The sequence below is a fragment of the Limnothrix sp. FACHB-881 genome, assembly GCF_014698135.1.
In the GTDB taxonomy this organism is placed as follows: Bacteria; Cyanobacteriota; Cyanobacteriia; order CACIAM-69d; family CACIAM-69d; genus CACIAM-69d.
Genome location: NZ_JACJSN010000010.1, coordinates 132,755 through 144,714, shown reverse-complemented (window position 1 = coordinate 144,714; position 11,960 = coordinate 132,755). Strand labels below are relative to the sequence as shown.

Below are 11,960 nucleotides of genomic sequence, written 5' to 3'. Positions count from 1 at the left end.
TGGCAATGACCGGGAGACGACTCATGAGCTGGGTGATGCTTCGGTTAGGTCTAGCCTAAAACCGGATTTAGAGCTACCAAGTCGGCTTTAGCTTCTCTTTATAAATTAGCTCTCACAGGCTCCACCTTGCACCGCAACCCGTGAGCCTAGATCGGAATTTCCACGGTGAACGTGGTTCCCTCCTGGGCCGTTGAATGGCAACCGAGCGATCCTTGGTGCTGTTCCTGCACAATTTGGTAGCTGATGGCCAAACCCAGCCCCGTGCCCTGGCCGATCGGCTTAGTGGTGTAAAACGGCTCAAAAATCTTCGATCGCAGCGCTTCGGGAATGCCCAAGCCGTTGTCCTGGATGGAAATTTGCACCCGATCGGGCTGGCTGAGGCGCGTGGCGATGCGCAATTGGGGCGCAAATCCGGCTCCTTCCTGGGCCCAGCGATCGGCCAAGGCATCGATCGCATTGCTCAACAGATTCATAAACACCTGATTGAGCTGATTGGCATGGCAAGTGACCGGAGGCAAAGGGCCATAGTCCTTGGTCACTTGAATCGCCGGGCGATCGCCCTGGTCAATCAATCGGTGATTCAAAATCATCAATGTGTTGTCCAGCCCTTCATGCAAATCCACCGCCTTCATACTGGACTCATCCAAGCGGGAAAAATTCCGCAGCCCCAACACAATATTGGTGATTCGTTGGCAACCGGATTGTAAGGAGCCGAGCACTTGCGGTAAATCGGCAATGAGGAAGTCGAAATCCAATTCTGCCAGGCGATCGCGCATGGCCGGCGAAAGATTGGGATATTCCGCTTGATAGGCCTGAATAATGCTCACCAAATCCTGGAAATAGGTTTCCATGTGGTACAAATTACCCGCAATGAAAGCCGTGGGGTTGTTAATTTCGTGGGCAATTCCGGCCACCATTTGCCCCAAGCTCGACATCTTTTCCGCTTGGATTAATTGGGCTTGGGCCTGGCGCAATCGTTGAAGGGTGTCTTGAAGCTTGGCGGTGCGTTCTTCCACCTTTTGTTCCAAGGAGAGATTGGCGGCTTGCAAGGCTTCGGCCCGGCGGTGGGCTTCCATGGCAATGCTGGCCAGGCTGGCGGCGGTGTTGATCACCTCTCGGTGGTAGGCCGTGGGCTGGCAGGGAAACCGGTGCGACAGGGCAAAGGTTCCCAACACCTCGCCGTTGGCGGCCAAAAAGGGCGACGACCAGCAGGCGCGGATGCCGTGGCTGAGGGCAAAGTCTCGAAAGGATGACCAAAGGGGATTGGTGGCAATGTCCGTGGCAAAGACCGGCTCACCGCGATAGGCCGCCGTGCCGCAGGATCCGGCACATTCGCCAATCATCAGCCCATCAACCCCTCGGGCAAATTCGCTGGGCAGGCTGGGGGCAGCCCCGGCACGCAGGCATTTTTGCTCGGGATCTAACACCAAAATTGAGCAATAGGCTCCGGGAAGTTCCTGCTCTAGCAGTTCACAGAGTTGATTAAAAACGAATTGCAGCTTGGCTCCTTGGGCGATCGAGCCGAGAACGCGGCTTTGGGTGTCAATCAAGGCTTCCGATCGCCGCCGCTCGATCGCCCCCGCCAGCACATTGGTCACGGCTTGCAGGAAGTAAACGTCATCTTCCGAGAACGATCGGGGCTGTTCGTGATGAATTTCCAGCAGCCCCAGCAGTTGATCGCGGCCCACCACGCCCAGCAGCAAACCGCTTTGGCTGTTGGCGGGCAAGGGAAGGGGAAAGTTCTGTAAATCGTGACCCAAGGGCACATTCGCCGCCAGCAACTGCGATTCCACACTGAAGAGCGACTGCACCAGGGGCACGTTAGCCACGGTCACTTCCGTGGGTTCGTTGGCGGCGGCGGGAATGGTGGCCACGCGCCGCAGGGATTGGCGATCGGACAACACACGCCAAATGCTGCTGTAGGAGACTTTCAGCACCTCTGTCACCGCCTGCACGGCCCGCTCAAACAGGCGATCGAGCTGATTTTCAAGCAAGGCCCACTGGCTTAAGGCTGTGATCACCATCTGCGCATTGCGATCGCTCAAGCAAGAGTAGGTCGCGCGATCGGGAGCCATCAAAGGAGAGTGGATTGCAGGATTCGCAAAGCTCATAGGGATTAAATTCGGTGGAGTTTCGGTCAGAGTGCTAATGAAAATCTGTATTCACGAAAACGCTATTCACGAAAACGCTATTCACGAAAACGCTATTCACGAAAATGCCATCTACAAAAACACCCAAAAAACCAGTGAATCGCCTCGGGCATTCTTGTGCTTAATCGGGGTTTGAATCCTGTTGCAGGATGGCTCAAAAACCGAATTTCAAAAGTCGGCATTGATACTCAATTTGCCCTAGCAGTAGGTTGGGTTGAGCTTTGCAAAATCCAACGCAATCCATGCAATTTTTGCAATCTTTGTGGTTGTTGGATGACCCTGCGGAAAGCAAGCCACGGGCCTCAAGCCAACCTACCAGTTGAGCAGTTTTGACAATTTTGTCAGTCAGCCAGCCTGATGGGGGAGAGAGATGTGGGTGCGGGTCTTGAGGGGTGCAAGCGGCCACGTGGCGATCGCTCGCAAATCGTGTTGTTTGCGAACTGCGAACTAAGGGTCGGGATTGCCCTGATGGGGGCCTACGGTAGCGGCTAAAGGCGAAAAACTCGGGAATAAGCTCCCAAAAACGCGAAATTCCCGAATGTGAAGGGTTTTCATGACAAATTAGTTACGAAAACGACCTAATTCGGCTTGGTTAGCGAGCGATCGCCTAACAAATTTGGGCAAACCCTAGCGATTGAGTAACCATTTTTGGATTAATTCCATCAGTTGCTTCAGGCGCATGGGCTTGCTGAGGTAATCGTTGGCCCCCGCTTGCAAGCAACGCTCCCGATCGCCCGGCATGGTCAGGGCCGTGAGCGCAATAATCGGCACGTCCGCCAGTTCCTCATCGTTGCGAATTTGCCGCATCGCTTCAATGCCATCCACCCCAGGCATCTGGATATCCATCAAAATCAAGTCGGGCCGCTCCAGGGTAGCCAAGGTCACGGCGGCGGCTCCGTCCCGAGCCACCAACAGCCGATAGCCCTTCGTATCCAAATAGGACGACACGGTGACGATGTTCGCCTCGTTGTCTTCCACCAACAAAATCAGGGGCGCGGATTCGGGCCCATCCAGCAGCGATGTGGTTTCCGTTACCTCAGCCCCTTGGCCGCTGACCGCTGCCACTGACACGGCCTGCGTGAGGGGCAACGTAAAGGAAAAACAACTGCCCTGGCCCAGGGTGCTGGTGACGTTCACCATGCCCCCATGGAGGTTCACAATCCGCTTCACCAGGGCCAGACCCAAGCCGGTTCCTTCGTATTGACGGTTCAAGGCACTATCCACCTGAATGAAGGGCTGGAAGAGTCGTTTCAGGTTTTCTTCGCTGATGCCGATGCCGGTGTCGGTGACGCTGAACCGGAGGGCTTCGTAAAGGTTTTGGCTGTTGGGGTCGGGCTGGTCGATCGAGCCGTCCAGGTTGGCATAGCCCACCTCCAGCAAAATGGAGCCACCTTCTGAGGTGAACTTCACCGCATTATTTAACAGGTTGATCAACACTTGTCTCACCCGCCGTTCATCAATGCGAATGGGCGGAAAATCCCGGGGCAATTTGGTGCTCAGGCGAATTCGTTTTTCCAAGGCCTGTTGTTTCACAAAGGCCAAACTGGAATCGCAAAGGGGGCGCACTTCCACATCGTTGTAGGCCAATTCCACTCGCCCCGCTTCGATTTTGGCCAAATCTAAAATGTCGTTAATCAGGGACAACAAATGATTGCCGCTGCGTTCAATAATTTGCAGCACTTTGATTTGTTGCTCGGAAACGGGGCCAAACACATTCTCTTGCAGCCCTTCCACAATGCCCAAAATGGCATTGAGCGGGGTTCGTAATTCATGGCTCATATTGGCCAAGAATTCATCCTTGAGGCGGGTGGCGCGGGCCAATTCTTCGTTGTTGAGGGCAAGCTGTTGGTTGCGCTCGGTCAGTTGTGCTTGGGCGGCTTGCCGTTGGGTCAGTTCCTGTTTCAGTCGATCGACCAAGGTGGCTTGCTGAATGGCGATCGCCAACTGGTTAGCAATTTGTTGCAGCAACTGAGCCTCAGATTCTTGCCAAACCCGCTTTTCATGGCAAGCATGAACCACCAAAACACCCCAGAGTTTGTTGGGTGCGGCAGGGGCAACCCAGCGGTGATCTTCGTGGGCAAAGGCTTCCTGCAAAATCGGAGCCACAATTTTGGATTGAATTTGGCCCTCTTGGGAATATTCCCGCAGACAATCAGTCCAGCGATCGTCCATCACGTCGGCCACAATTCTGGCCTTGCCTTGCCAATACCACTCCAAAATTTCCGAAGACCAAACTTCATCTTCCCAATGGCGATCCTTGAGGTGAACTAATCCTTCAAGGACGGCTTCTTCGACGATCGCGCTGCGGCCATCATCAAACAGTTGAAACACAATCACCCGATCGCACTGCATCACCGCTTGCACCTGCTGGGTGACGGTGTTTAAGATTTGGTGCAAATCTAAGGATTGCCGAATGCGTTCGGTAATTTGTGCCAGAACAGTTTGTTCCTGTAACTGGCGGCTGATGCGTAATTCGGCCTGTTGACGCACTTCCAGTTCTTGCTGCACTTGGTAATAGAGACTGGATTGTTGAATTGCGATCGCCAATTGATTAGCAAGCCGGTGGGCCAATTCCACCTCATCCGGCAACCAGTGGCGCGGGCGATCGCACTGATGAATGCACAGTAAACCCCACAGTTCTGAACCACAAAGCAGCGGCATCACCAAATTAGCCCGCACTTCAAATTGGGCCAGAATATCGCTGTGGCATTTGGTGAGACCGTTGTTGTAAATGTCATCCACCACAAAATAGCGACCATTGGCATAAAGCTGGGAATAGTTATCCCCAAAACAATGGTCATGAATACGAAGACTGAGGGCAGAAGAATAGGGCGGAATCACCGATTCGGCCACGAAGCAACCATCGTCGTAGTCTGTTTGGGGATAAAACTGAAAAATTCCAACTCGATCGGCTTGCAGCACGGCTCGAATTTCATTGCAAGCCACATCAAAAATAGTTTGTAAATTCAAAGATTGCCGAATTCGTTCAGCAATCATGAGCGCTAAATGCTCACTTTCGGCTTGTTTTTTTAAGGTAGCCTCGGCCTGTTTGCGTCTCGTAATTTCCTGAGCTGTTCCCAAAATTCCAAAAGTTCGGCCATGAGCATCTTTGAGCGGAATTTTGTTGGTTTCTAACCAAATCGTCGAGCCATCAACTAAGCCATATTCCCGTTCGCAGCGGAGGGTAGCTCTTCCCGATCGCAAAACTTGTCGATCTTCTTCTTGGATCCGTGCCAGGGTTTCTGGATCCCAAGGTAGTTGATCGTCTCCGACTCCAATTAATTCCTCGGCAGAACTTAGACCAATGGTTGTGGCGCTGTAGTTATTAATGCCTTGATATTTCAGGCGCTGATCTTTCCAAAAAACAGCAATTGGAACCGTATCCAAAATCCCTTGCAGGAGTTGTTGGGAGGCGTGACACGCACGCTCGGCCTGTTTTTGGGCGCTGATATCACGACAAACGCAAATTAATAATCCATCGTCTGTGACGGTGAGGGATAAGCCCTCATCAAAGCTACTCCCATCAGACCGCTTGGCAATAGCTTCCCCTTGCCAAGCCCGATCGCGGATCAAAATTGGAAAAATGTCTCGTTTAAAGCGGTCTAATTCTGCCTCGCTATAGAGACTGCGCCAAGACTTTCCCAAGAGCTGCTCTGGGCTATCATACCCAAACATTTCCAAATGGGATTGGTTGAGGTAAACGTAAGTATCTTCTTTGAGGATAGCGATCCCATCTTTGGCGCATTCAATGGCGGCTAATTGCTGCTTCAAAATTGCGTTTAGGTGTTGTTGGTCGCGCAGATCAAGAGAGAGATGGGAATATGACCCGGCGCATAATTCAGAAGATGCAGAGCAGGAAGCGATCAAAGACTGAGCTTGTTGAGCATATTGAGCAATTGGTGGCTGAGAAAGTTCAGGATCTGGCTTGGGTTCTGGCTCAATTTTTTGTTCGATCGCCTGTTTAACCAAACTGCGATGCAACAGCACGGCGGCCACTGTTTTGCGGAGGGCCAAACCGGTTAAATGCTCTTTAACTAAATAATCCATGGCCCCCAGTTTCAGGGCCTGTTCCGCCAAGGATTCTTGGTGGGCTTGAATCAACACAATCACTGGCAGTGGCAATTGACGTTTGATGCCCTCGTGGAGACTTTCGAGCACGTGAATGCCCGTGCGATCGATCAAGTCTAACAGCACCACATCGGGCCGGTGCGATCGCCACCACTCAACACCCTGTTCCCGACTCGGCGGAACCAAAATTTCATATTGCCGATGGAAATCACTCTGCAAGATCGCTTGCAAATAACTGGTATAAACTTTTACTTCGCTCTTAGAGGCCCCAATTAATAAAACTTTTGTCGGTGATTGCATCGGCGGAATGACGGCGGTATTGAGGCGTAGTTGGCTCATGGATCAAGATAGCGCGGTAATTTAGGGAGAGCGAGTTGATTGCGCTGAGGTTGGCAAAAGATACACAGAGAAAAATCTTCTCACCCCAACCGAATCAGGCGAGCATAATGAAATTCCAAAAGACGTGGAAAAATTGAAAAAAGGGTTAAAACTGTGCACAGCCAGCCCTAATTTGCCATTTGCTGCCCTCAGGGTTCGTTCTCCTTACTTCTAGGATAGATGAATTTTGATGGGTGATGATCCGGGAACAAGAGAGAATCAGGGCTAAATCAGGTATTAATTTACACAAGTATGGTTTTCTTGAATATTCGTTAAAAATTTAATTCTGAAGAACATGGTCATGACTGAGAGACCGATGCTGCAAAATCTTTCTTGATTAATTCCCACGATCAGGGTTTTGAAAGTCCTGATCACAAAAAACTTAATGAATGAAACTTAATGGGTGAAACGAATCACCCAGTCCCAATATTTTTAATAATCCCTAATTTCTAGGCTAACAGGGCGAAAAGGCATTGTCTACCGTGGCGAAGATGTTATGAATTTTCAAAAATGCTTGTTTAAAACAATTAGAACTTAAAAAAAGTTGAAATACTTGAAAAAAGCTGAAATTATAGGCTGTCTGATTTCTATTCCTGGTTCTGGCTGCCGCTGACGGCGAGTATTGATACCTCTCAGGAATCGCTGATGCCACCAAAATAGCCCAGCCCTGGAAGGCTCATTTTGAAAGCATGATTGACAAGCATTTCCCAGCCCCTGCTATGACTGTTTTCAGGTCGGTTAGCCAATCGCCCGGAGCAGAGCATACATAGCCGGAGCGATCGCCAGGGCTGGCAAAAACGAACCGACCCGAATTTGAGTCACCGCCAATAGGTTCAACCCGATCGCCACAATGGCCAAGCCGCCCACACCAGTGAGGGCCAACACCTGGGGATCGGTGGCTGGGTTGGGCACAAATTGGGTCAGCAAGCCCGCCGCCAGGGACAGGGCCCCTTGATAGATCCCCAGGGGCAACACTGAAAAGGCCACCCCCAACCCGGAGCTACCGGCCAGGGCGATCGCCGCCAGGCCGTCCATGGAGGCCTTGAGAATCAAGATTCGATCGTCGCCCGTGAGACCGTTGTTCAGACAGCCCACCAGGGCCATGGGCCCCACGCAGAACAACAAACTGGCGGCCACAAAGCCTTCGGTGAATTGACCGTCGCCCTTGACTTTGCTCTTGAGCCAGTCGCCCCACTGTTGCAAGCGGCGTTCGATCGCCAAGGCTTCTCCCACCAGGCCACCCACCACCAGCGCCACCAGCCCCAACACAATCCCATCGATCGCAATGCCCTGAAGCCGGCTCAGGCTTTGGGCCATTTGCAACCCCACCAAAATCACAATTAGCGCCACGCCTTGGGTGACGATTTGCAGCATGTTGGCAGACCAGTAGTTGCGCAGTAGCAAACCCAGGCCGCTGCCAACCAAGATGGTGGCAATGTTGATGATGGTTCCGCTGAGGGGATTAAAGGGGGCCATGGGGCGATCGGGGAAGGTTAAGCGAGCAGGTTGAGAAGACGGGGGCGCGAACGCCGCGATCGCGCAACACAATCGACCAGCGTAGGGCCATTTCAGGCGATCGCAAGGGGCTGATTGGTGGGCTGATTGGGATCATGCTTAGGATTTGCTGGGGAGCCATTGGGCCGCGCCAGTCAAGAGACCAGCTTTCGAATTTGTTTCTAAATCAAGTTTCTGAATCCCCTGAATTCAATTTCTGAATCATTTGAATGAGTTGCGAGCAATTTGGCCGCGCCAGCGGAAACACCGGCTTTTAAAATGGGCCAGGGAGCCAACTATCAACGCTGCCAATCTTTGTCATAAATTCTGATCATCCATGACCCCACTCAGCTCCTTTAATCCCCCACCCCGTCACTCACAGCCCCCCTTGGGCCGCCGTTTGTGGGCCCTGACCCTGGCGTTGGTGGCCACCGTTGGCCTTTGGTTTAGTGCCAGCGCGCCCGCCGCCGCCACGGGGGTGTATGACATGCCGACCTTTGACCCGCAAACTTGGGTGCTCGATCGTGCCGATTTGTTCAGCCGCCTCACCAAAGGCAGTCTTGAGAAGTCCCTGCGCGATGTGGCCCAGTCCACGGGGTCAGAAGTTCGGTTTGTGACGTTCCGCCGCTTGGACTATGGCGAAACGATCGATAGCTTTGCCCAAGAACTTTTTGAAACCTGGTTTCCGGAAGCCGAAGACCAAGCCAACCAAGTGTTGATGGTGTTTGATGCGGTCACCAACGATGCGGCGATCGAGGTGGGCAGCAGCGCCCAAGCAACCCTCACCGCCGACATTGCCACCAGCGTGGCCCAAGAAACCCTGCTGGTACCAATCCGCGATGGCAACTACAACGAAGCGTTCATCGCAGCTAAAGATCGGCTGGCAGTGGTTTTGGCTGGCGAACCGGATCCCGGCCCGCCGGTTGTCGTCAGCAAAATTTCCGTAGAAAGCACCTTCAAAAAAGCTGAAGAGACCGATCGCAATGGCTCCACGATCCTGGTCGTGGTGCTGTTAATTTTGGCCACCGTGATCCCCATGGTCACCTACTTCGCCTACGTGCGCTGAGTCCGATATTTTTGGGCCTGCGCTGGCGGAGATGTCTTCAGACCTAGACCTGAGGTTGGCTGAGTGCTTCCGAGTTGCCAGATTCTCTGGGGCCATGGCAAAAGCCATAACCTTGGCTATGGTCGTCTTTCAAGTCATCTCGCGTTGCGGGGGCTGGCCTGGGGCGGTCTAATGGGAAGGGCAAAAATTTCTGGCCCTTCCCTGAATCAAGACCAATTTCGCCGAAATTCAGGCACAATTACGGGCACAATTAATAAAACCATTAACACTCTTGATAGTAGTAATTCCTTCCGGTTAGTTCTGCTCATCTTTAGGCTCAGTTCTAGGACGCTTCCTGACCAATTCAAGGGGCACTGACCCATAGCCCGCCATCAGCCCGAATCAACACAGACCGGCTCGATCGGCTCCTGCCCTGGGCCAGATGCTTGCCCAATTCAATCGCTGATTACCCCCCATCCTGACTGCTCTCCCCCCCTGGGAACCTATGGCTAGGGTGATAGAATTTCAAATATTTGTTCGGGACAGCGCCGGAAAGCAGCCGCGCGTAGGTGTTGCAGCTCTCAGTGCAGCCCTCCAGTGATGAGCAACCCGATCTCAGTCAACGTTTTCCGACCGTTACCCACGAGGAGAAAAACTACCTATGCCGCAACTCGAGGCACCCGCTGCGATCGACTACCAAAGTGAAACCTACAAAGATGCCTACAGCCGCATCAATGCGATCGTGATTGAGGGCGAAGACGAAGCCGCCAGCAACTACGTGCGTCTAGCCGAGCTGATGCCCACCCATGCCGAAGAATTGGCTGACCTGGCCAAGATGGAGGCCCGCCACAAAAAAGGCTTCACCGCCTGCGGCAAAAACCTGAACGTGACTCCCGACATGGACTTCGCCAAGAAGTTCTTTTCGGATTTGCACGGCAACTTCCAAGTGGCGGCGGCCGGTGGCAACATCGTCACCTGCCTGTTGATCCAAGCGCTGATCATCGAAGCCTTTGCGATCTCGGCTTACAACGTCTACATCCCCCACGCCGATGACTTTGCTCGCAAAATCACGGAAAACGTGGTCAAGGATGAATATCTGCACCTGAACTTTGGCGAGCAATGGCTTAAGGCGAACTTTGAAAGCGCTAAGGATGAGCTAGAGCGTGCCAATCGCGAAAACCTGGCGATCGTCTGGCGCATGTTGGACGAAGTGGCCGCTGACGCACTGGTGCTGGGTATGGAGAAGGAAGCCTTGATGGAAGACTTCACGATCGCCTACCAAGAAGCGCTGCAAAACATTGGCTTCACCACCCGTGAAACCCTGCGAATGCTGACGGCCGGCTTGGCAGCCGCTGCCGCCTAAGGCGAAGGGCAGGCTTGGGGGGTTCCAGTTCACGCTGGGCCCCCCAGCCCAATTCCCGCCGCCCGATCGCTGTAGATTTGCGCCCAGCTTGGGGCCATGATTTTCCAAGACTGTTGCTGTGCAGTCTCCGACCTCGATCGTGATGATTTGGCGATCGGGGTCATGTTCTTGAACGCAGTCACCCCAGCCCGGCCCGTCCTGACAGGGCTTGCAAAAGGGCAGAACCAGTAAAAGGCCAAATCAGTAGCCAAAGCGGCTGATTCTGGCCCAAACCGCTGCTTTGATCACTCTGTGACGGGCTTGTGCAATGGGTTGGATTCCTGCGCTTCCCTGTTCGTTCCCTTCGTTTCCTTATCCCCCTTCAACCCGTTTAGCAAAGAGATGTTTGGTCTTATCGGTCACTCCCCCAGCTTAGAAAGAACGCACGAAATCGCGCGCGAGTTGGGTCTTCCCGAATGTGCCGATCGGGATTTGGAGTTTTGGTGCAGTGCGCCGCCCCAAGCGGTCGATACCGTGCGGGTGAAGAGCGCCACTGGACAAGAAATCGAAGGTCAGTATATTGACTCGGGATTTTTGCCGGAAATGCTCACCAGCAATCGCGGGAAAACCGCTGTGCGCAAGGTGCTGAACGCGATGGCCCATGCCCAAAAGCTGGGGTTGTCGGTGACGGCGCTGGGGGGCTTTTCCTCGATCGTGTTTGAAAATTTCAATTTGTCTCAAACCCGTTTGGTGCGGAATGTAGAGCTAGACTTTGCTCGCTTCACCACCGGCAACACCCACACGGCTTACATCATCTGCCGCCAAGTGGAAGAGATGGCCAAGCGGTTGAATCTGGAACTGTCCCGAGCGACCGTGGCCGTTTGCGGAGCCACGGGTGATATTGGCAGCGCCGTTTGTCAGTGGCTCAATGCCCGCACAAATATCCAAGATTTGCTGTTGATTGCACGCCAGGAAGATCGCCTGCAAGCGCTGCGGGATGATCTGGGACGCGGCAAAATCCTGTCCTTGGAAGAATCTTTGCCCCTAGCGGACATTATCGTTTGGGTGGCCAGTATGCCCAAGGGGGTGGAAATTGATCCGACAATGCTGAAAAAGCCTTGCCTGATCATCGATGGTGGCTATCCGAAAAACATGGGCACCAAAATCCAAGCGCCGGGTGTGCATGTGTTGAGCGGTGGTATTGTGGAGCACACCCTGGACATTGACTCGCGGATCATGCGGGCGATCGGGATGGTGAATCCAAAGCGCCATATCTTTGCCTGCTTTGGAGAATCAATGCTGTTGGAATTTGAGAAGTGGTACACGAACTTTTCGTGGAACCGCAACCAAATCACGATCGAGAAGATGCTGCAAATTGGAGAAGCCTCGATTAAGCACGGTTTCAAACCCTTGTTGCTCGATCCTGTCGGCTAAAGACCCCATGCGCCAGCTTTGGGGCCCCGTTGCCCACCGGGGCCCCTGC

At 53.2% G+C, this 11,960-nt stretch carries 6 protein-coding genes; 3 read left to right on the top strand and 3 right to left on the bottom strand.

What is annotated here, in order from left to right; translation table 11 throughout:
• Positions 1-146: 146 nt before the first annotated feature.
• The 3 genes from H6G52_RS11400 to H6G52_RS11390 all read right to left on the bottom strand — a co-directional run bounded on the left by H6G52_RS11400 (position 147) and on the right by H6G52_RS11390 (position 8,072).
• Positions 147-2,111, bottom strand: a complete 1,965-nt coding sequence (locus tag H6G52_RS11400) for a GAF domain-containing protein (protein WP_190528368.1) — start codon at positions 2,109-2,111, stop codon at positions 147-149.
• A 666-nt stretch (positions 2,112-2,777) separates the two neighbouring features.
• A complete protein-coding gene (locus tag H6G52_RS11395) occupies positions 2,778-6,557 on the bottom strand; it encodes a GAF domain-containing protein (protein ID WP_190528366.1) in 3,780 nt (1,259 codons plus the stop codon).
• 777 nt (positions 6,558-7,334) lie between these two features.
• Positions 7,335-8,072: a DUF554 domain-containing protein gene (locus tag H6G52_RS11390; RefSeq protein ID WP_099534996.1), complete on the bottom strand. Its 738-nt coding sequence runs from the start codon at positions 8,070-8,072 to the stop codon at positions 7,335-7,337.
• Positions 8,073-8,427: 355 nt separating this feature from the next.
• Here H6G52_RS11390 and psb32 point away from each other — a divergent pair, with 355 nt between their 5' ends.
• The 3 genes from psb32 to H6G52_RS11375 all read left to right on the top strand — a co-directional run bounded on the left by psb32 (position 8,428) and on the right by H6G52_RS11375 (position 11,911).
• Positions 8,428-9,156, top strand: a complete 729-nt coding sequence (gene psb32 / locus H6G52_RS11385; protein WP_190528364.1) for a photosystem II repair protein Psb32 — start codon at positions 8,428-8,430, stop codon at positions 9,154-9,156.
• A 640-nt stretch (positions 9,157-9,796) separates the two neighbouring features.
• Positions 9,797-10,498 (top strand): aldehyde oxygenase (deformylating), encoded by a 702-nt coding sequence (locus H6G52_RS11380; RefSeq protein ID WP_099534994.1) that lies wholly within the window; start codon positions 9,797-9,799, stop codon positions 10,496-10,498.
• A gap of 381 nt (positions 10,499-10,879) precedes the next feature.
• Positions 10,880-11,911: a long-chain acyl-[acyl-carrier-protein] reductase gene (locus tag H6G52_RS11375; protein ID WP_099535008.1), complete on the top strand. Its 1,032-nt coding sequence runs from the start codon at positions 10,880-10,882 to the stop codon at positions 11,909-11,911.
• Positions 11,912-11,960: the final 49 nt, after the last annotated feature.